The organism is Desulfobotulus mexicanus (assembly GCF_006175995.1).
Lineage (GTDB): Bacteria > Desulfobacterota > Desulfobacteria > Desulfobacterales > ASO4-4 > Desulfobotulus > Desulfobotulus mexicanus.
Genome location: NZ_VDMB01000001.1, coordinates 152,731 through 178,211, shown reverse-complemented (window position 1 = coordinate 178,211; position 25,481 = coordinate 152,731). Strand labels below are relative to the sequence as shown.

Annotated in this window: 11 protein-coding genes; 2 read left to right on the top strand and 9 right to left on the bottom strand. The window is 52.2% G+C overall.

Annotation, left to right across the window (positions count from 1 at the left end):
* The first annotated feature begins 305 nt into the window (after positions 1-305).
* Positions 306-2,393: a methyl-accepting chemotaxis protein gene (locus FIM25_RS00720; RefSeq protein WP_139445149.1), complete on the top strand. Its 2,088-nt coding sequence runs from the start codon at positions 306-308 to the stop codon at positions 2,391-2,393.
* A 51-nt stretch (positions 2,394-2,444) separates the two neighbouring features.
* Here the strand turns inward: FIM25_RS00720 and FIM25_RS00715 are convergent, their stop codons facing one another.
* The 3 genes from FIM25_RS00715 to cydC form a co-directional block, all read right to left on the bottom strand.
* On the bottom strand, positions 2,445-2,936 hold the full coding sequence (locus tag FIM25_RS00715) for an ATP-binding cassette domain-containing protein (RefSeq protein WP_179953061.1): 492 nt from the start codon (positions 2,934-2,936) through the stop codon (positions 2,445-2,447).
* A gap of 87 nt (positions 2,937-3,023) precedes the next feature.
* Entirely contained in the window at positions 3,024-3,965 is a 942-nt protein-coding gene (locus tag FIM25_RS00710; protein ID WP_139445146.1) for an Rpn family recombination-promoting nuclease/putative transposase, read from the bottom strand.
* A gap of 421 nt (positions 3,966-4,386) precedes the next feature.
* The gene (gene cydC, locus FIM25_RS00705) at positions 4,387-6,087 is read right to left on the bottom strand and encodes a thiol reductant ABC exporter subunit CydC (protein ID WP_139445144.1); all 1,701 of its coding nucleotides are present in this window, start codon (positions 6,085-6,087) and stop codon (positions 4,387-4,389) included.
* A gap of 454 nt (positions 6,088-6,541) precedes the next feature.
* Here cydC and FIM25_RS00700 point away from each other — a divergent pair, with 454 nt between their 5' ends.
* Positions 6,542-7,363, top strand: coding sequence for a mechanosensitive ion channel family protein (locus FIM25_RS00700; protein WP_139445142.1), 822 nt, complete (start codon positions 6,542-6,544; stop codon positions 7,361-7,363).
* Positions 7,364-7,474: 111 nt separating this feature from the next.
* Here FIM25_RS00700 and FIM25_RS00695 read toward each other — a convergent pair whose 3' ends face one another.
* The 6 genes from FIM25_RS00695 to pilM all read right to left on the bottom strand — a co-directional run bounded on the left by FIM25_RS00695 (position 7,475) and on the right by pilM (position 25,290).
* Positions 7,475-18,754: a type I polyketide synthase gene (locus FIM25_RS00695; protein WP_139445140.1), complete on the bottom strand. Its 11,280-nt coding sequence runs from the start codon at positions 18,752-18,754 to the stop codon at positions 7,475-7,477.
* Positions 18,755-19,263: 509 nt separating this feature from the next.
* Positions 19,264-21,927, bottom strand: coding sequence for a type IV pilus secretin PilQ (locus FIM25_RS00690; RefSeq protein WP_139445137.1), 2,664 nt, complete (start codon positions 21,925-21,927; stop codon positions 19,264-19,266).
* A 17-nt stretch (positions 21,928-21,944) separates the two neighbouring features.
* Entirely contained in the window at positions 21,945-22,934 is a 990-nt protein-coding gene (locus FIM25_RS00685; RefSeq protein ID WP_179953060.1) for a pilus assembly protein PilP, read from the bottom strand.
* Positions 22,935-22,984: 50 nt separating this feature from the next.
* Positions 22,985-23,665, bottom strand: coding sequence for a type IV pilus inner membrane component PilO (locus FIM25_RS00680; protein WP_139445133.1), 681 nt, complete (start codon positions 23,663-23,665; stop codon positions 22,985-22,987).
* A 36-nt stretch (positions 23,666-23,701) separates the two neighbouring features.
* Positions 23,702-24,238: a PilN domain-containing protein gene (locus FIM25_RS00675; RefSeq protein ID WP_139445131.1), complete on the bottom strand. Its 537-nt coding sequence runs from the start codon at positions 24,236-24,238 to the stop codon at positions 23,702-23,704.
* Positions 24,235-25,290 carry a type IV pilus biogenesis protein PilM gene (gene pilM, locus FIM25_RS00670; protein WP_139445129.1) on the bottom strand — a complete coding sequence of 352 codons (1,056 nt, stop codon included), beginning with the start codon at positions 25,288-25,290 and terminating at the stop codon, positions 24,235-24,237. Before pilM ends, FIM25_RS00675 begins: the two co-directional genes overlap by 4 nt.
* Between the last annotated feature and the right edge of the window lie 191 nt (positions 25,291-25,481).

Sequence of the window (25,481 nt, the reverse complement as noted above, 5' to 3'; positions counted from 1 at the left end):
TATGACATTTTTTCAAAATCTCCGAGAAAAAGGTGGACTTAAGCCTTTTTGCTGGGTTATTCTGTTTTAAATCATACTAGCACCTGTTTTTCTTGCCAAATTTTTATACTCCAAATGATCAACAATCAAACATAAGAAAATTGTAAACAAACTGGCCAAAGTTTTTCTTATGTCCTCTTAAAAAAGGACGATCAGAGTATATCCTTACGTTCTTCACTCTCCCTGTCACACCATCAGACAAAGCAGAATAAAATATTGTTTTATATGGATTTCTGCCAAAACCAGCAGAAAAGGATGTCCTAAACATGATAAATCTTCAAAAAATGACCATTGGACAGAAACTTATAGGCTCAGTTCTCGCAATCATTACGGCAGGCGTTGTTTGCATGGCAACGGTAATTTATATAAGGGCTGGGACCATGCAGACTGCCTCGGCAGTGGAATATGCGGAGGTTCTTGCCGACGGATATGCCAAAGACATAAGGGCTCAGTTTGAAGAAGGCATGCTTGCAGCCCGCACCATGGCCCAGATCATGGAAGGATTTGAAAACCTGAGGGCAGAAGAAAGACGAGCCCATTTTAACAGCATCCTCAGAAGAGTATTGGAAGCCAACCCAGGATTTATAGGAGCCTGGTCCGTATGGGAGCCGGATGCACTGGATGGCCTTGATAATCTGCACCGCAACAAAGAAGGTACGGATGCCAGCGGAAGATTCATACCCTTCTGGAACCGTGGCAGCGGAAGGATCGCCGTAGAAGCCCTAGTGGGATACAACAGCGCCGGTGACGGAGACTACTACCAGATTCCCCTTAAAACAGGTAATGAATCCATTATAGACCCCTACTCTTATAATATCGGCGGTGCAGAAACCTGGATCACAAGCTTTGCCGTACCCATTAAAAGCAAGGGAGCCGTGGTGGGTGTGGTCGGCATAGACATGTCCATCAACCATCTTCAGTCCCAGGTAGAAAAAATCCGGCCCTACGGCACAGGTGTCGCCGCCATATTTGCCAACGGCGGGACAGTAGCCGCTCACTTTGATTCTTCCAGACTCGGCAGACAGATGCGTGAAAGCGAAAGGGACATGACAGGAGACAAGGTCAATGATTTTGCCGATGCGGTAAAAAACGGCAGACAATACACATTTACCGTATATGCAGAGCAAATGGGTACGGATATTTATGTACTGGCACATCCCTTTTCCATAGGCAGATCCACAACACCATGGTCCTTTGCCGTGGGAATACCCATGAATCAGGTTCTGGCCCCAGTAAAAAGCCTTCTTTACTATATTGTTGCCACAGGTCTTGCAGTCATTGCCATTGCAGCCTTTGCTGTTATACTTTTTTCAGGCTCCATCACCCGCCCCATCCGCAGAGTAGCTGATAATCTTAAAGATATATCCGAAGGTGAAGGAGATCTTACCAAGCGCCTGTTTGTGAAAGGAAATGATGAGATTGCACTGCTAAGCCGCAGTTTCAATACCTTCATGGAAAAACTGCAGGCTATGGTAGGACAGATTCAGAAGAATGCCCTCAGCCTTGAAAAATCCTCCTCCGGCCTTAACAGTATTGCAGTAAACATGGCCAGAGAGACCGAAGGCACCGCAATAAATGCAGGCCGTGTTGCCGCAGCCAGCCATGAAATGAGTACAAGCATCCATGCCGTGGCATCGGCCATGGAAGAAGCCAGCACCAGTATCAATATGGTAGCCACAGCCACAGAACAGATGACCTCAACCATAACGGAAATAGCCGGGCATACTGAAAAGGCAAGAAAAATTTCAGAAAAAGCCGTCAATACAGGCCAGGCAGCTTCAGAGCGCATGCAGGCCCTTGAACAGGCCGCCCGTCAGATTTCCACGGTTACGGAAACCATAACGGAAATATCTGAGCAGACTAACCTTCTTGCCCTCAATGCCACCATTGAAGCCGCCCGTGCAGGTGAAGCAGGAAAAGGCTTTACCGTTGTGGCCGGAGAAATAAAAGAGCTTTCACGACAGACCAGTCATGCTACCCAGGAAATCCGCACCAGCATAGAAGGGGTTCAGGCCCTTAGCAGAGAAACCATAAATACCATATCAGAAGTTGTAAGTGTAATAGGCGAAATATCCGAAATAAACACCACCATTGCCACTGCTGTGGAAGAACAGAGCGTTGCCACAAGAGAAATTGCAGGTAACATCTCCCAGGCCTCTGCAGGGGCACAGGAAGTCAATTCCAATGTAAGCCAGCTTTCCACAGTTTCTTCTGATATTTCAAGGGATATTTCAGGCGTAAATGAAAAAACCGTCAACCTGAAAAAAGAAGGCGACGAAGTTATGAACAGCTCCAGCGAACTTGCCCGTCTCGGATCGGAACTGAGTCATCTTGTGGTACGCTTTCGGGTATAAAAAACAAGCTACTGAATCCAATTACAGATCACCATGGAAACAGAAATTATTTCATGAGGCAGACAGACGAAGATAATGGGTGAAGCTCCCCTTCAGATGCTGGTGACTGATCACAATGAGAATCCCCTCCTGCTGCCTTCTGCGCAGCATGGTAAGCAGGGCATCCGCCGTGTCCGCATCCAGACCTTCAAAGGGTTCATCCAGAATAAGAACCGGCGTTTCCATGAGAAGGAGCCGGGCCAGGGCCAGTCTCCGGGCCTGGCCCCAGGAAACCCCTGTCCCGTAATCCCCGATGGGCGTATTCAGCCCTTCGGGAAGCTCCCTTGCCCAGTCGCCAAGGGCCACCTCATCCAGCAGGTCCATCAAAAGATCATCCCCGGCAAGGGGGCTGGCAAGCCGGATATTTTCTCCCAGCGTCATGGGAAAAAGATGCACATCCTGATCCAGAAGCCCCACATGGCGGCGCAGGCAGCCTTCCTCAACATCAATCGGGGGGGGTGATACGGAAGAACTGTTGGATACAAGGCCAGGCACAAGAGCCACAGAATACCCCACAAGACAACAACCGGGCACAACCCATGTGAAGGCTGCGTCCGGTCATGGATGGGTAAAAATCAAAATCAGAAGGGCTTAATGTTTGGTAGTATCCTCTCCTATGAGAAGATCCAGCCCCTTGTCCCCTGCGGCAATAACAGCCCGCACCTTCTCTGGTGTAAGTCCAACACCATGGGCAATATCTTCAGGTTTGATATTCAGTTCTGAGAAGCGCATAATGGTCTGGTACTTCTCGCTATATACACCTTCATTACGGCCCTCATTTATAAGTCTTTCCGCTGTAGTCATAGCAAGCTCCTTTCCTTTCAGGCTTACACTACCTATCGTCTCAGCCACATATTCAGGCTGAAGATCTGTGGCTTTAAAAATGTACTCTATGACATTTTTGATGATCTTGAGACCATCTTCATCTTCAAACAATGAGGATGCCAGCTCAAAATATTCCTTTATATTGTCTTTCAGCTTATCAGGATCAAAAACGTTCTTAAAAATGAGCATGCAGAACTTCATGGAAACCATGGCAAAGAGCTTATTCTTGATATCTTCATCTTGCCAGCTTGAAAGATCCACAAAAATGTACTCTGAATCCGGGATGAAGGGCTTGATCATGGGGGGCAGGTCTTTAAAACAGTCACTGAGAAGACCGGGCTGCCATTTTCTTTCTCCATGATAGATCACTATGGGAATTATGGGGGTTCGTTCTATCTTCTGCTTACGGCAGCGTTCCCAGAAACCACCCGTGTATAAATGAATCTGAAAAGGAAGATCATTATCCACATAGCTTTTATGCTCAAAAAGCAGGGCTATACGGATCAGCGTACCTTTAAACTGGCATGTGTAAAGCAGATCAGAAAAATACTCTGACAGCTCCTCTCCTAAAAATGAGCCTTTTTCCTCCTTCAGGGTACTCAGATCCAAGCCCTCAAGTATGGCAGACGGCAGTGATGACCGTACCAGTTCCTCTGCATGGCCCTCTACATCTAAAATCTTCTTGAAAAAAATATCATGGTTGCCCACTGGCTTCCTCTCATTTCTATTACTCTATTCTTACAGTAAAAAATCCTGCATGGCTACAGACTTGCATTAACCATGGGCCGATAACCTTTATTATCTAAAATTATAATCCCCTGAATCATAAAGCGCAAGAAACAGCCACCAAAAGATCACTCCGCCCGATACCGCCCGGAAAACAGGATTTAAACCTTATAGATAGGAGGCCACAGGATCAGCCCCCCTGCCCTGACGGCCTTTACCTGTTCGGGGGTAAGCCCAATACCTACGGCTATTTCTTCTGGTTTAAGATTCATTTTTGAAAAAAGCATATGGATTTTCAACAGGCTGGCCATTGCCATAGGATTTGAAAAGGCCCTTCTGCTTGCAGGCTTAGCCTGCCTCGGATGTATAATAACAGCGGCATTTGCCAGGGCGCCGAAACCCGTTATGCTGGAGACAGACGAAGATAATGGGTGAAGCTCCCCTTCAGATGCTGGTGACTGATCACAATGAGAATCCCATCCTTCTGTCTTCTGCGCAGCATGGTAAGCAGGGCATCCGCCGTGTCAGCATCCAGACCTTCAAAGGGTTCATCCAGAATAAGAACCGGCGTTTCCATTAAAAGAAGCCGGGCCAGGGCCAGTCTCCGGGCCTGGCCCCCTGAAACCCCTGTCCCGTAATCCCCGATGGGCGTATTCAGTCCTTCGGGAAGCTCCCTTGCCCAGTCGCCAAGGGCCACCTCATCAAGCAGGTCCATCAAAAGATCATCCCCGGCAAGGGGGCTGGCAAGCCGGAGATTTTCTCCCAGCATCATGGGAAAAAGATGCACATCCTGATCCAGAAGCCCCACATGCCGGCGCAGGCAGCCTTCCTCAACATCAATCAGGGCTACACCGTTTACCCGAACCTCCCCTGCTTCCGGAGAAAGCCAGCCCGCCATAACCGCAGCCAGAGTGGACTTTCCACAGCCCGAAGGCCCTTCTATCCAGAGACTGTCGCCCCTATGCAGGGTCAATGAAACCCCCTGCGGTCCCGTTGCCGCATTTTTCTGACGGGCACTTACATTTTCAAGGCAAAAGGAAAGATTTTGTGGCAGGGATCTCACACCGCCCTTTATTTCCCTGGCTCCTGCCACAGAATCAGTGATCCGGTCCCTGGCTTCAAGGGTGAAACCCAGTGACTGAAAGGTTGCAGATAATGGCAAAAACACTTCCGTCAGTCCCAGAATCACGCAGGCGATACCCACCAGCACAGCCCCAGAAAACTGACCGGCCTCAACGGCCCTTCCCCCATGGAACACCACCATCCATAGCACTGCGGAAAGGCTCAGCAGAATAAAAAGCTGGGCGACAAGACCAAACACCTGTATACGCCACTGGTTCCCGAGGATTTCGCTATCCATGGCTTCCAGAGCTTTACCTCTGGCCCTAAAAGCACCCGTGGTACGCAGGGTGATGAGACCTGCCAGAGTCTCAAGGAGAAACTGCCTGCGCTTTCCCTCCATCCGGGTATGGGAACGGGTACATCGAAGAACCGGCAGCAGTATGAAACAGGGCAGAAGCCCCCATACGGCAATGATAAAAAGAAGAAAAATCACTGCAAGATCAGGCTGCAGCCAGAACAGCAGAGCAGAGACAAGGGCAGAGAGCCCTGTGGCCCAGGCCCATGGGGCAAGCCCCCGCAGGGGCCACTGATCCAGACGATCCATATCCGCCAGCATACGCTGCATCAGCTCACCGCTGCCAAAACCTGCCATACGAAAACGGTTCATGCTGGAAAGTCCGTCAAAGAGCCAGAGCCTCAAGCGCTGTAGAAGACTAAGAATACCATCGTGGGAAACAATACGCTCCCCGTAAAGGGCCAGGGTACGGCTAATGGCCAGAAGACGGATCAGGGCTGCTGGCTGTAGATAATTAAAGCTGTGCAGGGTAGCAAGGGAAAGTGCCGCCACCCCTGCTGCTGTGATAAACCAGCCCGAAACCGCCAGCAAAAGCACAGCCGCCCCCAGACCCAGCATTCCAAGCCCCAGTCCGGCAAAACCCATGGGACCCTGAAGAAAAAAAAGCGAAGACAGGGCCAGGAGCTTTTTTCCAAAAAAACCTGCACCTTGCTCTGCTTGTTTCTTTCTCTTTTCTAGTTTTTCCATAAAATCATATTTCCTTCCAAAAATACATACCTGCCATGCAGACTTTTCAACAGGGAGTGTTCATAAGTTTTTTTATTCCACAAGCCTTGCCCGGCTGGACTCTCTGGTGGCAAGCAAAAAAACAAAACCTTTCATACCTGCCCATTTTATAGACAGGTTTTGAACGTATCATAAAATCGACATCCGATGGCAGGAAGAAGTACTGACCTATGCCTTATCGTTCAAGCACTTTTGAACAGTTTTTGAACATGCATTTTTAAAACTCGTTCAAAACTCTGCAATGATCATCCTGTGCATCTGCGGTTCCGTGTCATTGGGCTTTCTTAAAAATTATCCGCCTTTCATGCTCCGGCAAAAAACACCTTGCCTGCCATCCAAAAGCTCCTGTACCTTTAAACAAACGGTCCCTTCACCATAAAACATTTCCGTCAACCCGAAAACAGGGAGAAAATCCATGCCATCCGTTGATTCCATGATTGTTGATGTTCAAAGCTTTCTGGCCCTTTACGGCCTGCGGGTTCTTGCAGCCCTGGCCATTTTCATTATCGGCCGTATGATTGCAGGGTCCATACGCAAAATGCTGAAAACAGCCATGGACCGGTCAAAGATAGATCCCACCCTCTCCGGATTTTTCACAAGTGTTGTTTATTTCGGCATCCTGACCTTTGTGATCATCGCAGCCCTTGGAAAACTGGGAGTGCAGACCACCTCCTTCATCGCCATCCTCGGTGCCGCAGGTCTGGCCGTCGGTCTCGCCCTGCAGGGCTCCCTTTCCAACTTTGCAGCAGGGGTGCTCATGATCATTTTCCGCCACTTCCGGGTCGGTGATTATATTGAAGGAGGCGGCACAGCTGGCACCGTACAGGATATTGGCATTTTCACCACAGAACTCACCACGCCGGACAATAAAAAGGTGATTGTACCCAATGCAAAACTCACTGGAGACAATATCATCAACTATTCCGTAACCGGAACCCGGAGGGTGGACATGGTTTTCGGTGTCAGTTACGGCGATGACATCGATAAGGTCAAAAGGGTGATTGCAGAGGTTCTCAACGAGGAAAGCCGAATACTGGAAGAACCCAAACCCCTTATTGCCCTTTCTTCCTTGGGCGACAGCAGCGTGAACTTTTTTGTCCGGCCCTGGGTAAAAAGTGGTGACTACTGGCCCGTGCTTTTTGACCTGAATGAAAAAATGAAAAAACGCTTTGATGCGGAAGGCATCTCCATTCCCTTTCCCCAGCAGGATGTGTATCTGCATAAAATTGAGCGCTGATTCTTATGAACGCCCATAACAACAGGTACCCGCAGTGAAAAAGAGGGGCAGGCCCGGCACCCCCGGAAAACCCGCCCCTTTTCACTTTAAAAGCACATCTCCTGTCTCACCCTAAGAAACCTTCTTCACCCCAAAGGCCTCCACCTCCCCTTCCAGGGAAAATCCCGCCGCCGCAGGAATGCGGATCATCTGAAAATCCTCCACCCGCACCATGAGGCGGCCGTTGGCATCCACAAGGGCCATGTCAAAGAGATCCGTCTTTTCCAGTTCCGCCTTTTTCTCCGTCACGCAGACATAGGCCGTACGGGCTTCGGGCATATCAAAAATCCGCATCCGACTAAAGGAAGAGGGCAGCACAGGCGTACCCTTTCCCAGCATGTTGAACAGGCCTCCGGTCTGGAACATGGCATCCAGCAGCACCACAGGGATTCGGAAATCAGGTGCCTTGACACCGGCAAAGAAAAAGCCCTGCCCCGGATCCCGCATCAGGGTGACAAGCTGCCTGCCGTCAAAACCCGCCACGGACTCAATGCTGCGGAAAACCCCGTCCATGAAAAGCCGTGTGGGCCGGTAGATGAGATCCCCGAGGCTGCCCTTGTGGCGCAGGCCCGGCAGATCGGGAATGACCATGAGCTGAACGCCGGGCCGCAGATCCGCCGTCTGCACCCTGCCCGTATAGTGCAGGGTTTCCGTGGTTTCCGAAGAACCGGGCCGTGTGAAGGAAGAAAGCATTTCTACAGCCACGCTATCCGCTTCAGGGCCTTTGGCCCGGATTTCCAACCGTTTGGAACGGTTTTTCAAAAGCTTGATCCCATAGGGAATGGAAAATTCCTCGATTTCCGTCACATAGCGCCTTCCGCTCACCTGAAGGGCCGCCTCGGCCAGGGTTTCAAGACCCGTGGCTCCGAGGAAAAGGGGAACGCCGTCCAGACTGTGATCTTTGAGGAAAAGATCCCGCTCCAAAGTCAGGGTGCGGACAAAACGGGCCGTTTCACCTTCCAGCTCCAGCCCTGCATCCAGAAAGGCATCCAGCACCGGCCCCTGACCGGCAAGGGGCAGCAGGCCATCGGGATCAAAGGCCCGGTCTTTGCCCGTGAACACGGCCTCGCAGGGTTCGGGGCTGCGGCACTCCCCAAGGAAGAAGCGGATTCCCGCCTTTAAGGGCAGGAAGGTGAGGCCCCGGCTTTCCAGCACGGTTTTCACAGAACCCCGTGTGGCCATGCCCGTGCCTTCCCAGGCTGTCCAGGCCAGCACCTTGGTGACGCAGTGGGGCCGCTTCACCTGCTCCGCCAAGACCATTTTGCCCAGCATGTCGTTGGCTGCGGTGTAATCGCACTGACCGGCATTGCCAAAACGGGCCGTGACCGAGGAAAAGGCGAAAATCGCCTTGAGATCATGGCCGGAGAAGGCTTTCAGCAGATGGGCCATACCCCTGACCTTGGGCGTGAAGACCCGGAGGAAGGAATCCAGAGTTTTCTTATCAAAGACCTGGGATTCCTCCACACCTGCCCCGTGGATGATGGCATCCACCTCCGGGAAGCTTTCGGCCAGTTTCTGAACGGCGGCAGAATCCGTCACATCCGCAGACACATAGCGTACGGAAACGCCCTTTTCCTCCAGAAGACGGAGACTCTCCGCCGTGCGGTGCAGGCCCTGCATGCGCTCTGCGGTTTTTTTCAGGTGAAGGGGAGACAGGCCCGGCATTTTATCCGCCAGACGGGCCATGAGATCCTTTAAAGAAAGACCTGCGGTCTCCGGAGTGAGATCCTTTAAGTCCGAACGGCCCACAAGGATGAAGGCCACATCCTTTTCTTCCTCCGCAAGGGCCTTCACCATCTCAAAGGTAATGCCCCCTGCCCCGCCGGTGACAAGGACGGTGCAGCCGGAAAGGATGTTCTTCTGCCCCTGAACCTTTTTTTCAAGGAGGGTGGGCAGAAAGCGGGTTTCCCCCACAAAGCCCGTTTCCACCCGGCCATCGCCGGTGAGGAGTTCCTTCACAAAGCGGCTGGCCATGGAGGGGCCGTCAAAGCGCTTGTCCCCGAAATCCGTAACCTTGATGCGGGTATGGGGAAACTCCCGGGCAAGGCTTTTCAGAAAACCGGAAAAGGCCGCCTGCACCGGGTCCGGACGCATCTCGCCTTCCCGGATGCCCATGGCCGTGGGAAAGATCACGGACTGGAAGGCGGGCATGGCAATGAAGGCTCCCTGCCGGTTTAAAGACTCCCGCAGGGCATGGATGGCGGTAAAGAGGGCGGCGGGCATGCGCTCACGGCCTTCTGGCACCTCCGTATTCAAGGGATGGAGCAGCACAAGGCCGCAGAGATCCGGATGGGCCTTGGCAATTTCTTCGAAAAGGAGGGCGCTTTTTTCCGCATCCCGGTCTTCAAGGAGATAATCGCCCCTGTCCCGGCCTGCGGTGAGAATCACGGCACCTGCGGCTTCAAGGCCTTCCATCACGGGTGCGGCAAGGCCCTGATCGTCTAAGGTCACCAGCACCTTACGACCTGAAATACCAAAACGGGGGCCTGCCTCCGCAGGAGCTTTGCGTACATCCGGCACAAAGCGGAAAAGCCCTTTTTCACTGCCGCTAGGGTCTGCCGGAAGAAGAGAAGGATCTTCTTCGCTTCCGGGACTTTCAGAAACAAGGCTCTCCCCCCTTCCGTCTTCTTCGGGAGCGCTGGCCCCCTTCTGGGCCGCAATGTAGTCGGCAATTTTACCCAAGGTGGAAAGCTCCCGCAGGGGCGCGTCCTCTTCGGCCCCAAGGCCAAAATGCCCCATGACCTTAGAGAAAATCTCCACCTGTTTCACCGTATCAATGCCGAGATCCGCCTCAAGATCCAGATCTTCGGCCAGCATGTCCGTGCCATAGCCCGTCTGCTCGGAAAGAATGTTCCGAATTTCTGAAAGGATGGCCTCCCTTCCGGAAACACCTGCGGCAGAAACTTCTGCCACCTCTTTCTCTTCAAGGGATACCGCGCCCGACTGGGCCGCAATGTAGTCCGCAATTTTACCTAAGGTGGAAAGCTCCCGCAAAGGCGCATCCTCTTCGGCCCCAAGGCCAAAATGCCCCATGACCTTAGAGAAAATTTCCACCTGCTTTACCGTATCAATACCGAGATCCGCCTCAAGATCCAGATCTTCGGCCAACATGTCCGTGCCATACCCCGTCTGTTCGGAGAGGATGTTCCGGATTTCTGAAAGGATACCCTCTCTCCCGGAAACACCTGCGGCAGAAATTTCTGCCACCTCTTTTTCTTCAAGGGATACTGCGCCCGACTGGGCCGCAATGTAGTCCGCAATTTTCCCTAAGGTGGAAAGCTCCCGCAAAGGCGCGTCCTCTTTGGTTCCAAGGCCGAAATGCCCCATGACCTTGGAGAAAATTTCCACCTGTTTTACCGTATCAATGCCGAGATCCGCCTCAAGATCCAGATCTTCCGCCAGCATGTCCGTGCCATAGCCCGTCTGCTCGGAAAGAATGTTCCGGATTTCTTCCAGAATCTTCACCCGGGAAGAGACCTTCGGCTCAGCCTTTGCCTTCATAACAGGGGCAGGGGGTTTTTCCTTTGTAAGGACGGGAAGACTTTCTCCCGAAAAACCCGGAGCGCTTGCCAGCACCAGCACCCGGTTTTTCATCTTGAGGTCGGGCTTTTCCATGCCGGAGATGGCAGAGAGCCAGGCCTCATAGGCGGCGTTATTTTCCGTGGCCCGTTCTTCCGTGCGCTTCACCATGAGCAGGGCAAAGTGGGAGCCAAAACCTGCGGAAAAATGCAGGCCGTACTGGAAGTCTCCCTTTTCTCCACGGCTGAACTTCAGATCGCTGAAATGCTCCGGCACCTTCTTCAGGTGGGCCACGGGCGGGGTCTGGCCCCTTTGCAGGGCTTTCACCATGACCGCGTCTTCAATGGCCGCCCCCAGGGTATGGCCCGTGAGGCCCTTGGTGTTGGTGATGGTGATTTTGCCCGCATCCCGGCCATAGGCCGCACGCAGGGCCTCAATTTCCGCATCCGCACTGCCGCCCCGCGCAGGGGTGAAGGTTTCGTGGGACATGAACACCATGCGGGAAGCGTAGCTTTCCGCATCAAGACCATGGCGGGCCTCCACCTGCCGCACAAAACGGGCCATGGTTCCTGCCAGATAAGGCACATCAATGCGGGTGGTGTGGAAGGCCGCATTGGCAAGGAAGGTGCCAAGGATTTCCGCCTGCCCCTCAAGGCCGCGTTCCCGGATACGGTCCCTTCTTTCCACAACAAGGGCCGTGGCTCCGGCACCCAACAGGGTGCCGTTGCGATCCGCATCAAAGGGCTTGGCTGCTTTGGAAATCTCCTTTTCAATGGAGGCAGCGCCCAGGCTTAAAAATCCCGCACTGATCCAAGGGCCCTGACCCGATGCCGTGGCCGTTTCCGAACCAATCACCACCACCCGCTCACAGCGGCCGCTGCGAATCCAGTCTTCGGCCACGGCAATGGCCTGAGTGGTGGAAGCACAGGCTCCGCTCAAGTGCACATTAGGACCACGGGCCCGGATCATTTTGGCAAAGTGGGCGGAGGCAAGGGGGGTGATTTTATCGAGGAAGGTACTGTCAAAGCGGTACTCCTCCTTCTTCTCCCAGAGGGGACGGATGGCGTGGAACCAGCCCGCCACCCTTTGTTTGAGATTGCGCTCGCCGATGTTTTCCATGAGATCATAGTAGAGACTTTCAAGGGCCCGTCCCGGCCCTTCCTGATAGCGGTGCTGCTGGAAGGCCTCCATTTCATGGATGAGGGTTTCCCATCCGGGGAAAAGGCCGGTGAAGATGACACCGGTAGTTTCCTGCATGGAAGCAGGCAGGGCCAGCTCCTCTCCGGCAAGGCGGGAGCCTGCTTTGCTCTGGCCCTCCAGCAGGGGAATGCGGGCATCCTTCAGGGCTTCCAGACCTGCGGCCATGGCAAGGGCAATGCTGATGTCCTGCCCCTTTTCCAGACCGTACTCCCCTTCCGGATCAAAGAAGCCGAGTTTTCCCGCAAGATGAATCACCTCGTCCGTGGAGGCGATGTCCACAAAACGTGCATTGCCTTCCGGCGTTTTGTGCAGCCTGCGGATATTGCGCTGGAACATGGCTTCCTTTTCTTCCTGCCCCAGTGCTTCAATGAAATTCTGCCCCTGTATCAGGCTGTCAAAATGATCATCGGAAAAAACGGCCCTGCCGCTTCCGGGAAGGCCCACGGAAACACCAGCAATGGAAACGGCACCCGTGTAGAAACCAAAATTTTCATAGGCTTTTAAGCGAAGACCATCCTGCTCCTTCTCATATTCCTCCAAAAGGGCGGCTTCCATGCGGCTGCGGTTGGCCTCCAGAAATGCGGCAAACCCTTTGTCCTCATCCTCTTTCATGGTGAAACTCCCCTTGATATCGGCCTGATTTCTGGCGCTATGGTTCTTCGTCTGTGGCGGCACCTCTCTTTTTTCAGACAAGCCTTTTTCCCTGCCAAGGCTTGTGAAGAGGGTCTCCATGCTGGCGCTTTCACCCTTTTTGGGGTCAACGGCAGAGCGCAGATCCAACCCTTCCAGGCGGTGGCTTTCCACCAGACGGGCCAGAAGATTGCCCGGCCCCACCTCAAGGAAGGAGCGGCAGCCCTGATCATAGAGATGGCGCACCCCTTCCATGAACTCGACGGGAGAAACCATCTGCCGGGTGAGAAGCTCCTTCACCGCGTTCTCATCTTCGGGATAGGGTTTTGCCGTGACATTGGAGATGATACGGGGCAAGGCTTTGGTCTGAAAATGCAAGGGGCCGAGGGCCTTGGCCATGCCTTTGGCGGCATCGGCAAAGAGCGGCGTGTGAAAGGCTCCGGAAAGGTTCAGCTTGCGGAAAAGCACACTTTTCTGGGTGAGAAACTCCCCGAAACGCAGCATGGCCATTTTTTCGCCGGAAACCACGGTCTGACCGGGGGCATTCTTATTGGCGATGTACACCCCTTCGGCATTAAAGGCAGCAATCAGATCCGCCACCTCCTGCGGCCCCTTGAAGACAGCCATGATGCTGCCGGGAAAGTCCCCTGCGGCCCGCTGCATCAGAGAAGAGCGGGTGAGCACCAGAGAAAAGGCCGCATCAAAATCTAAAGCGCCCGAGGCAAAGAGGGCCGTATATTCCCCAAGGCTGTGGCCCAGCCAGGCATCGGGCTTCAGGCCCTTTTTCACAAGCAGGCTGTGGATGGCGGCAGAGGCCAGAAATACCGCAGGCTGGGTATTTTCCGTGTGGTTGAGATCCCCGCCCTTTCCTTCAAACATCAGGCGTAAGAGACTTTTTCCCCGTTTTGCCTGAAAGAGCCTTTCCGCCTGATCCCCGAGGCTGCGGATTTCAGGATAGGCTCCGTAGAGATCCTTCATCATGCCCACCTTCTGGGCTCCCTGACCGGAAAGGAGCACGGACATTCCGCTAAGGGTGGCTGGCAGGGCCAGAGAGGGCTGCAGGGAATCGGCCAGCCTTTCTTCTTTTCCGACCTCTTCTTTCCGGAGGAAGGGAGGCAGGGCAGAAACTACCATATGCCCATGGTTGCCCCCAAAGCCATGAAGGTTGGTGGCAAGGGCCGGTCTTCGCATCGGACCAAAGTCTTCGGCCTCATCCGGGCTCACCAGAGGGCCGCCTGCTTCCATGAGGGTGGTTTCCGGATCAAAGCTGTGATGGGGCAGTCTTTTTCTGTTTTTTTGCATGAGAAGGAGCCGGGAAAGGATGATGGCGGGATTGGCCCCTTTGTAATACCCGTATTCCGGCTTGATATTGCCAAAGGAAATGCCCGATGCGCCGTCAAGGCCCATGTGCACGGCCCGTTTTTCCATGCTGTCGGGAATTCTGTGACCAAAGCCGAAGGGATCGAGGTGGTGCAGGTCCGAAGGCAGCATGCCCGCTTCCCGGTAGGCTGCCCCCATTTCCCTTGCCAGCAGATTTTCTGAAAGGGCGAAAACACTTTCTCCTGCTCTGGAGGCCATGGCAATGCTGCGGATTTCTCCTAAAATGGGAAGGCCCTTTTCCTTTGCCTTGGCGTAAGTGGTCAGCACCTGCACCGCAGCTCCTTCCGAGAGGTTCACCCCTTGAGACTTGCCCTTATCCCAGAACCGGGTGTCCTCCTTGGAAAGCAAACCGAGACGCTTGAAGACCAGAAGGGCCGCAGGATAAAAGGCCGAATCCACCCCGCCGCTGATCACATAATCGCAGCGGCCGGACACAAGGTGCATCATGGCTGCCCGCAGGGCAAAGCCCGAAGAGGCACAGGCCGCATCCACGGTGAAGTTGGGTCCGTTGCAGTTCAGCACATTGGCTACCCTGCCGGACACGATATTGGTGAGCAGCCCCGGCGTGGTGTCTTCCGTATTGGGCGGCAGGCGCTTGCGGAAGACGGTGGTCAGGGCTTCCGCCAGCTTTGCGCTTTTTTCCGGCGAAAGCCCCCTGGTTTTTTCCATACAGGCCGCCACAAAATCAAGGCGGATGCGGAGAATGTTTTCAACATGGCGGGTACTGGATATGGCACCCAGCATCACCCCGACCCGGTTGGCAGGTGTTTTCAGCTCCTCTTCCAGACCCGCCCCACGGATGGCCCGGTCCGCCGCCGTAAGGGCGAGAAGCTGGCCCCTGTCGATGAAGGCAAGGCTTTTGGGCGGAATGCGAAAACGCATGGAATCAAAGGTGAAATCCCTGCACAGACCGGCCTTGAGATAGGGAATGCGGTATTCCCTGTCTTCCTCGGCATAGGCCTTTGCATCAAAACCCAGATGGGCTTTTTCCGTGAGAAGGCTTTTTCCCGAAGCCATGGTTTCCATGAAGCTGTCTTCATCTTCAGTTCCGGGCAGCACCAGCCCCATGCCCGCCACCACGATGCGCTGATCATTGGGATCAAAAGAAAGGTCGGGAAATACCTCCCTCTTAAGGGGGCTGTAGTCTGAGGCCGGGGCTTCCAATACGCAGTGGTAGTTAATCCCTCCGAAACCATAGGCGCTGACGGCGGCCAGAAGGGGCTGGTCTTTTTCTACGGGCCAGGGAGAGGCATCCTTTACCACAAAGATGCCCGTTCCCGAAAGATCATGCACCGGACCCAGTTCCTCAAAATCTCCGTTGGGCGGCAGAATACCGTGGTTCAGGGCCAGAAGGGCCTTTAAAAGCCCTGCGGCTCCGGCCCCTCCCAGAAGGTGACCCACCTGACTTTTGGCGGAACTCACCCCAAGGCTTGGGTTTTTGCCGTAAAAACCCTTCACGCTTTCAAGTTCTGCCGCATCGCCCATGCGGGTGGAGGTGCCATGGGCTTCCAGAAAGGTGACGGCTTCGGGCAAAAGGGGCCGTTTCATGTTTTCAAAGGCCCGGCCCATGGCCAGTATCTGCCCCTTCACATTGGGGGCGGCAATGGCCTTGCCCTTGCCATCGGAGCTGGCTCCCATGCCCCGGATCACGCCAAAGATTTTATCCCCTTCGGCCACAGCATCCCGCATGCGCTTCAGGATAAAAACCACAGCCCCTTCGCCCAGCACAAAGCCGTCGGCCCGGCCGTCAAAGGGCCAGGAGCCTTTGGAAGACAATGCCCCCATCTTGGAAAAGCCCACAAAGGTTTCCGGAGCGAGGTTGGTATTGATGCCTCCCACGATGGCCGCCTGGGCCCTGCCGGAAAGAAGCTCCTGCATGGCGCAGTCCAGGGCCGCAAAGCTGGTGGCGCAGGCCGCATCGATGAGATAGTTGGGGCCTTCCACTCCCAGACAGGCGGCCACCCGGCTGGCCTCAATGTTGAGTACAGCCGTATCCGGCGGCTCATTACGAAATTTTCCCGCAAGGCTTTCTCTGATCCCTTTCACCAGAGCCGTCTTTTCCCCTTCTTCAAGGGTCTCAAACTCAGGCAAAGCTTTCAGGACAGAAAGGATTTCCGGAGTCCAGTATTTCATGTGCAGATCATGGGTCAGCTCATTGCCAAGACAGGAGGCCAGAATCACAGGCGTTTCTAAAGGAAGGGTTTTACTCCCCTTACTGTTTTGCACAGAAAAACCACCGGATCTGGCCGCCTGATACGCGGCTTCCAGAACCAGCTGCTGACTGCGGGAAAGGCGGGCTCCGGTTTTTGCATCCAGCCCGTATTTTACCGGATCAAAGGTAAAATCACGGACATCTGCGGCCACGGAGGTATAACTTTTATCTTCCGCACTTTTATCCTCACTCACATAGAGGGAAGGCAGGCGGCTTTCCTCCATCTTCCGGATGGAAACATGGCGGTGTAAGATATTCTCCCAGAAAGCCTCCGGCGAAGGAGCATCCGGCAGCACGCAGCCCATGCCCACCACGGCAATTTCATCAAATATTTCTCCATCGGGACGGGTAAGCCGTTCCAGGGTATCAAGATGCCGCCGCAGGGCCGTCTTGTTGTCAAAAAGACGGCCGTGGATGGACTTCACCGTGCAGGTGTCTTTGAAAAAGACCAGGGAATCGCCCACGCAGAAGTTGCCCTTTTCAAAGATGTCCTCTTCTTCCAGCATCCGGCATTCGACACTTTTTCCGGAAAAATCCGGCACCATGCCCTTGGCCGCAATGAGAAGGGAGCCCATGTTGTCCTTTTCAAAGGCATCCTTGCGGCCGGAAAGGGGATCGCCCTTTTCCATGCGGCTGTGCTCCAGCTCCCGCATCCTGACGGAAAAGGGGCTTTCCACGGTGCGGCAGGGAAGGCCTACGGTGCGGCCAATCACCTGAGTTTCCTTCTGGTGCAGCACTTCCTTCTGGTACCGGGTATGGAGAGCACCCGTTTCCACAATCTCACGGGTGAAAAGATAGGCCGTTCCCACCTGAATGCCTATCTTAAGACCCCTTTGGCAAAGGCCTGCTGCCATACCGGAGATGAAATGGGAGGCGGCTTCCGTGGAAATGCCCCCTGCATACACAAGGGTTTTTTCCTGCAATGCAGCGTCATCCAGCTGAGACAAAAGCTCCGTGCCCATTTCCCAGAGCACAAGACTTGTGAGGGAGCCCACATGCCCGCCGCACTCCGTACCTTCCAGAATGAAACGGGACACCCCGCCGACAAGGGCATTTTCCAGCATGCGGGTGGCGGGGGTATGCAGGTAGGTGCGGATACCGGAGGCTTCCAGCTCCCGCACCTGGGCGGGGCTTCCCCCTGCAATGAGGGCAAAGGGAATGTTGAATTTGCGGGTAAGATCCATGTGCTCGGGAAGGCGGCGGTTGAAGGCCTCAATGCCGATGAGCCCCGCACCGCAGGGAATGCCCTTTTCCGAAGCCTTTTCCAGCATAGTTTCCGCCAAGGGAACAGGCAGGCTGCCCATGGCAAAAAAGGGAAGGCCTCCGGCCTCTGCCACCTTCTCGGCAAAGTCCACGTTATCACTGATGTTGGCCATGGGGCCCTGCATGATGGGGTACCTCACCCCGTGCTCTTTTGCCAGGGGACTTCCGGCCCGTAAGGGGTCGGCCGTTTCTAAAACGGCAAGGCTTTTTCTCACTTCCTCAAAAAGCCCGTGGATCATGGCTTCCACACCCTCGCCCCTGCGAAGGAAATGCCTTGCGAACACGGCATCCTGACCCAGATAGAAAAGACTCTGCACACTTTCCGCAGCCCCATCGGAAAGATCGGCCATTTTTTCCTTCAGGGTTTCAGAAAGGATGCGGGCTTCTTCGCTTTTTTGATCCGCACCCAGCACAAAGCGGGGCTCCAGCTTTTTCAGATCCTGGGCCACACGGGTGCCGAGCCTTGCAAAAAAACGGTAACGGGAGCCTTCCGGGCCTTCCAGCAGCAGGGTGTCGAGATCCTCAATGCCGTTCAAAAGCTTGCGGAAATTCTCCCCAAGGGGGGATTCCCGGCAGAGCCAGAGCTGGGCATCCAGCACAAGGCCGCTGGCTCCTGCACTGAAAAACCCCGCTGCCGTGTGCATGCCCACACCCCCGTGGATGAAAAGGGGAAGATCACTTGTCTCAAGATATTCCTGCATGAGAATGAGGGCCGTGTGCCGGGAAACGGAACCTCCGGCCTCAAGTCCCTTCAGTACCAGCCCATGGATGCCCATGCGGGAAAGCTCTGGGCCATGGCCCGTGTGTTTCAGCTCCAGAAGGCGCTTGACGGGCCAAGCTTTCAAATCCAGATTATTTAGGGCATCTTCAAAATCATAGGAAAAAATGAGGGCTTCCAGATATCGGGGGGGATTTTTTTTAAGCTTTTCCAGAAGGTCTTTTCGGGAAAGGGGAACCCGGATGGCAAAGAGGATATTTTTTTCATCCAGCGTCCTGCCTGCCTCCAGAATAGTTTCTGTGTCCATGAACTCCGCATCCAGAACCGGAAGGACCCCTGCCCTGTGCAGGCTTTCCATGTAGCGGAGGTTGAAAACTTTCTGGGGCAGACAGGCAAGCAGGGGAAGGCGGCAATCCAGTATTCTCTGCATGGGCTTTTTTTCTCCTTTTATGGCGGGGCCTTAAAATATTGTAAGACCCGGGTCTTGCGGAAGGATGGGTAAAAATAAGGGCATCCCTGTTCACGGGGAACCGAAACAGGGCCTTTAGCAGGATGTGTGCCAGAGGGGAAAAAGGCAGAGATAGCAGACGGGAAATTAGCCTTAAGAATCTTAAATAAAAAGGAGTATTAGAAATAGGCAAGAACATAGAGTATACGGCTGAGCTTTTAAGACATTATGCATTTGATGCTCAAAAACGAGCAAAAATTGAACAAATCCTTGTTACATGGTGCAGCAACATCTAACCCGCCATAGCCTGCACAATATTAACGCTTAAAAGATTGAGACTTTCAAACAAAGAAGGGGAAAAACCTTCAAGGTTTATCCCCTCCTATATAAAAAACTAATTTTTATATACAAAAATCTAAATTCTATGTTTAATCAAGCTAAAATGACAACTACGCCGACACAAAAGCAAATACGATAATAGCCTTAAACTTTCATTGCATTGAATTTTCCAACTGCACAATCCTCGGGGTTAAAAAAATAAGAAGTTCATCTTTACGCTCGCTCCTGTCCGCACTCTTAAAAAGCCACCCTAAAAGGGGGATTCTGTGAAAAAAAGGAATTCTATTTTGGGAAAAACTGGTCGAAGTCTGAACCACGCCACCAATAACAATAGTATCCCCATCATTAACCAGAAGCTCTGTTTGAACCTCTTTTGTCTGAAGAGCCCAGCCATCGGATGTAGGCATATAAAGATCATCTTTCAAAATTTTTATAGCCATGGCAACACGATTATCAGCAGTTACATGGGGTGTTACCTCAAGTTCCAGATTGATATCCTTAAACTCCGTTACAGGATTTCCGTCTTTATCAACGCTTTGATAAGGATACTGAAAACCCTGTTTGATGGTAGCCTTTTTATTATCCAAGGTAACAATACGGGGAGAAGAGACTATTTTTGTCTCACCTCTTTGCTCACTTAGATTCAAACGGGCATTCAGAGCCAATTGCGTTCCCGCAATTCGGGCAAAATGCAAACCTATGCTTCCTGTTCCCGTAGGGGTATTCATGGAAACATTGTATCCATACTTTCCGCCGATCTCTTTCCTGTTAATTGTCGCATAGTCACTGCCATCAACGCTACCACGACTGCTTCCCTGCCATTCCGCCCCTAAAGCCCTGGCAAATGAATCACTGGCCTCCACTATTCTGGCTTCTATAACAACCTGGGGGGTAATTTTATCGATTTTTTCAATAATCGTTCTTGCACTGGCAATGACTTCCGCCGTATCCCTTATTATCAACTGATTGTTACGGTTGTCTGCACTGACACGCCCTCTTTCCGTAAGAACATTCTGGATATGGGGGATAATCTCGGAAGATACATTGGAATAATTAATGAGAATATATTCCGTCACAAGGGGAGCCAAATCACTCTCCCTCTGCTCATTTTCCTGCCTTGCCCTGAGAACCTCCTGCCTGAGGCTTTCTTCCCTGCGCAGGGTGGTCATGGTGGCAATACGGATAATATTACCTTCATGCACCATACCCAGTCCATTCATGCGCAGGACCAGATCCATGATCTGGTCCCATGGTACCGGATGCTCCAGACTCATGGTCACCTTACCAGCAACATCCTTATCTATGGCAAAGTTCTTACCACTGATGTGCTGAAGAATACGGAAAACATTTTTAATATCTGTATCAAAAAAATCTATGGATATGGGAGTCCCCGTGAAAACCGCCACAGATGATAAAGGTGGCTTAGGAAGACCGACTTTCGGCTCTACTACCACTTCAGACTGTCCAGTCGAAGGCACAGCTGGAATCACTGCAGGTGCAGACACATTATTATTTACATACGAAATAGCAATACTTTGTGAAGCAACTTCCACAGCCTCTTTTTCCCCATAGGCAAAAGCTCCCTCAATGGGTCTCGGGCCTACGGAGCTGGCTTCAAAACGGACTTCCAAGCGATTCCCCTGAGGATTGACAACATAAGCAACCGGCTCGCGCATATCAATCAACAAAAATGTTGCACCAGAAGCTCCCTGCTGCGGCATCACCTGATCCAAGGCACTTTCAAAGCGAGTTGTTATCAAAGGCCTCTGGTATCTTTCGGGAAGCCGGGTATTTGCAAGGGAAAGCCGGACACGGTTTTTTCCTTCAGAAATCACCTCATGGACAACTGGCCTGTCCGTTTCAATAAAAAGCTGTGAACGTCCCTCGGGCAATTGGGTAAATCCCATATCCTTTACAAGGGCTGGCTTTTCAGAAACTACAAGGGCTTTATCCTCTCTTTTTTTTACCTGCGCTGTATGTAAAAGAGACGGAGCCTTTGCAACAAAGATTTCATATCCTTCTGTAACCGAACTGCCTTCAAATGCCCCAAGACCCTTCACATCCGTATCCAGCACCACCCTGACCTTATCCGGATAGGCATAGTGACGGACTGAGCGGACATGGGGGCTGTCCACAGCAAATCGCTGCTCACCGGTAAAGGGAGAAACAAGACCTGCAATATCCAGAACAATTCTGGGGGGATTTTCCAGGGTGAAGGTATGTACATCTTTAAGGGAGCTGCTGGCCATTATCCCAACCCTTACGCCATCATCTTTTATTTCAGACTTCACTTCCAAAAGGCGTAAAACCCCGTTATCTCCACGACTGATATTATGAACACGTATACGGCCCTGACTGCCAGCTCCATCCCCTCTTCCATCTGAAGAAACTCCACCCACGGCAATTCGTATACCCGAATCCCCTTGGGATTTGACCTCATAGGGCATATCTTCCGCCAGAATCATTGACAGGCGTACCTCTGTCTCTGATATGCTTTCAGCAGAGACAGACAAAACAGACCCGGCAGAGCCTTTTAACGGCAAAGCGTCTGAAGCCAGAAGGGTATCCGGAAAATACAGCCTTACCCCGGGTGGATCATGCTCTTTGACTGCCGTATAGGCAAGGTGACCTTTGGATTGCACAAAAAGAAGGGTTTTTTCATCTTGAACATCCAGATAAATTTTTTCTATCCGGTTTTGAACAGAATTGACCTCCCCCTGACTGATCTCCTTTTCTGCGCCCGACCTGGGTGTACAGGCCACCAGCAAACCAGCCACGAGAATCCCCGCCATCTGCCATTTTTTGAATATTCGCATTATACCCCCTGAATTATCTATTCTCCGGTTGGCTTCTGGAGTCTCATTTCACGTTCTTCCTCCCGGAATTCACCGGCAAGATTTTCCACAATTTCCGTAACTACCAACCTCTCCCGCTCTATGGCCGTCACCCTTCCGCCGTGCAGCCCCATATAGGTTCCTTCCGTTACCACATATCCGCGGCCGCTGGACTCTTCCACCATGGCCCGGGGTCCCATGGGAGAACGGACAATACCCACAAGCTTCAACTGACTTAAATCCACCTTTTCAAGGGGGGTCTGGGGAATACGCCTCTCAGGTCTCTCCTCACTTCTCTGTTGCTGCTGCACTCTTGGTCTTTCCTGAATTAAGGGCCTGAAGGGATCAATGCGACCTTCGGGCTTATACACAGGTTGTTCTGGAACTGCCACCAGCATTTTGTCATCTAAAACTTCTTCCCCTGAAACAATTTCTTCAAAATCCCCTGATAAAACACCATCTTCTTCTGAAACAAGGGAGATGTCACCTGCTTCAGGAGCTTCTGCAGGTTTTTTTTCATTATCCACAGAGGGGGAAACCGTATCTTTTACCGGAAAAAAATCCTTGCTCTCCTGTTTTCTTTTTTTCTCAAGGAGAGCCAAAGCATCCGCATCCATTTCAGACACATCAGAAGCTTTTACCGGATCTGTATCAGAAGGCTCAACCAAAGCCTTGGCTTCTTCCACTGGCTCCAATGAAACCACCTTCTTTTCAGAAACTTCTTCCGATGGAAGCCTTACAGTCTTGACACCATTCAAAGCCTTCTGTTCATTTGAAACAAGAAGCTTTTCCAGATCTCCGTCATCGGAAGTTTCCTTCGAATATTCAGTTTCTGTCTCTGTTTTTCCGTATAAGGAATCTCCAGACCTGATATCCTTCTCAGCTTCCTGAAAAATAATGGATCTTCTGAGTATCTCAGCCTTTTCAGGTGCAGGGGGTGGCGGAGGCTCCTGCCCGCATCCAAAAGACAAAACGAGAAGCACAAGCATAAAAAACAGCCACGCTGTGCCCCGACAACCTGATTTCTTATCAAATCGTATCATTTTCTGCGGCCTCTCTGTGCGGGCTGTCCCGATTCAGGTTCCGGTTCCACAAAACGATAGGTCACAATCTGGCAGCGGGTACGAATGATCTGCCCCCTGTCCCTGTCAGCCTGGCTCTGCAGATCCACACCCCGTACATTCACCACACGATGCATACGGGCCAGAATATCAAGGAAGGTCACCGTTTCATGGAAACCACCCACCATTTCAACGGACACGGGGATTTCTGCATAAAAATCCCGGCGAACCTCTGACTCCGGCTTGAACAGTAAAAACTCAAGGCCCGCATCCCTGCCGTATGCAGAAATAGTAGCCAAAAAAAGTGGAATTTCGCGTCTTTCCGGAAGTGCCCGCATGGCTTCTTTGAAGACCAGCTCCTTTTCTGCCTTTTGCTCCTGCAATGGTTTTAACTGACGCAGATCCGATCTTGCCTTCTGGATGCGGCCCTCAACCCTGCGGGTATCCTCAGCTATTTTTGTAAGCTCCTGCATTTTAGGGAGATAGACAAAATAAACAAAACTCCCACAGAGGAGGGTTATGGTGATGGCAACCACCAGGATACGCTGGGGACGAGTCAGGGCATTGATCTTTGCCATAAGCGGTTCCAGTTGGGCAGACAGGGCCTGAACCTGCTCCTTCAGTCCTCCCCCTATTTTCTTTTTCTGATCATCTGTCATGGCTGCTTACCTTTTTTATGGACACGTAGCCCCCTCTCATTTCTGACACACCAGAGAAAAAGACCGCAGGGCAATATTTCCCTGCATCTGCTGCCTCACGCTGTCAAGACTAACAGATGAAAAAAAACCGCTCTTTTCAAGGTTTGTCATAAAATCCGCAACGGTCTTATCATCCAGTGCCAGGCCGTTCATACGGACACTCCCGCCATCTTCCTTATAATTCAGCAGCCACATCCGCTGGGGAACCACTGCTTCCGTCAATGCCTCAAAAATTTCCACAGATCCCCTACGGCCTGTTTCCAAAGACTCAAGGACTCCCAGCTTCTGTTCCAGAATCTCAAGCTCCCGGCGGATCACACCAACCTCTTTTGCCTGATTTTCCAGATTCCTTGCCTCTGTCTGAAGCCTTGCAAGATTTTCGCGCCCTTCATTCACCTGGGTATCCATACGCTTATATACAATCCCCATAACAAGAAAAACCAGCACCAGAGACAGCATGAAAACAGAAACCTGCCTGCGGATGTTCTCTTTCTTTCTTGCGGATCTGAAGGGCAGAAGATTGATTTTTATCATTTGTCTTCCACCTTTCTCAACGCCAGCCCCATGGCAACGGCTGCCTGCGGAGCCATCTTGCGAAGATCATCCATATCCAGCCTACCGGGCTCCATCTGAAAACCATTAAAAGGATCCAGCAGCAAGACCTCAGACCCGGTCTGCACGGAGAGGGCATCCATAAAGGTTTGCAGATGGGCTCCCCCACCGGAAAGCACCATCTTTTCCACCCGCTCTCCCGGATAGGTTGAGTAAAAGAAGTCCAGGGCTCTTCCAATTTCCGTACACCATTGACCGACCACCTGCCCCACAGCACCCAAATACTCATCCTCCGGCATATTTTCTCCCCCCGATGCAAGCTTCAGAGCCTCTGCCTCCTCTTCGCTGCACCCCGTAGAAGCCCGAATCCTAGAATTGATCTGCCTGCAACCCAGGGAAACATCCCGCATAAAAACGGAATCCCCATTTTTTATTATATTTAAGGACATCTTGGCTGCGCCCACATTCAAAAGGACCACCTCTTCCGAAGTTATCCCATAGACAGCCTCATAAATATTCTGAACCGCCAGGGCATCCACATCCACAATACAGGGAGTCAGCCCAGCAAGTTCAGCAACGTCCACATACTGATTCACAAGCTCTTTTTTTGCCGCCACCAGCAGAATATTCAGATGCTCAGGATTCTGGGTACTGGGACCCATAACCTGAAAATCCATACGTATATCCTTAATATCAAAGGGTATATATTGTTCCGCCTCCACAAGGATACTTTTCTGCAGTGCCTCTTCTGCCATGGCAGGCATGGTAATTTTTTTCACAATGGCAGAATACCCGCCAATGGAAAGCGCAACCCTCTCATTACGGATTCCGTGAAGGGAAAAAAGCTCCCGGATCACGCCAGCCACATATTCCGGATCCCGGATGAGACCATCTTCAATGGCCCCGGCTTTTAAAGGAATCATCCCAAAACGTTTCAGTATTCTTCCCTTTTTAGAATCAAGTACTTCCGCCGCCTTGACCATGGATGAGCCTATATCCAGCCCCACAAGATGATTTTTCTTTGAAAACAGCATGGCAGCCTTTCTTATCCGAATTTTTACAAAATAATTGCAATGTTCAAGTCCTGTACTCAGGGAAAAACCTTCAGAGACAAGGCCTTTGACAACTGCGGAGAAACCTGCCGACCGAACCCAGATATACAAGCAACAACAATGATTGTTCTGTATTTTTCAGATAAAACAGCGTTCAAGTCAATATTTTTTAT

What these genes read in the sequence shown, in the direction of transcription:
- FIM25_RS00675 (WP_139445131.1), bottom strand. Translation starts at nt 24,238, where the DNA reads ATGATAAAAATCAATCTTCTGCCCTTCAGATCCGCAAGAAAGAAAGAG.
- cydC (WP_139445144.1), bottom strand. Translation starts at nt 6,087, where the DNA reads ATGGAAAAACTAGAAAAGAGAAAGAAACAAGCAGAGCAAGGTGCAGGT.
- FIM25_RS00680 (WP_139445133.1), bottom strand. Translation starts at nt 23,665, where the DNA reads ATGACAGATGATCAGAAAAAGAAAATAGGGGGAGGACTGAAGGAGCAG.
- FIM25_RS00700 (WP_139445142.1), top strand. Translation starts at nt 6,542, where the DNA reads ATGCCATCCGTTGATTCCATGATTGTTGATGTTCAAAGCTTTCTGGCC.
- FIM25_RS00690 (WP_139445137.1), bottom strand. Translation starts at nt 21,927, where the DNA reads ATGCGAATATTCAAAAAATGGCAGATGGCGGGGATTCTCGTGGCTGGT.
- FIM25_RS00685 (WP_179953060.1), bottom strand. Translation starts at nt 22,934, where the DNA reads ATGCTTGTGCTTCTCGTTTTGTCTTTTGGATGCGGGCAGGAGCCTCCG.
- FIM25_RS00720 (WP_139445149.1), top strand. Translation starts at nt 306, where the DNA reads ATGATAAATCTTCAAAAAATGACCATTGGACAGAAACTTATAGGCTCA.
- FIM25_RS00695 (WP_139445140.1), bottom strand. Translation starts at nt 18,754, where the DNA reads ATGCAGAGAATACTGGATTGCCGCCTTCCCCTGCTTGCCTGTCTGCCC.
- pilM (WP_139445129.1), bottom strand. Translation starts at nt 25,290, where the DNA reads ATGCTGTTTTCAAAGAAAAATCATCTTGTGGGGCTGGATATAGGCTCA.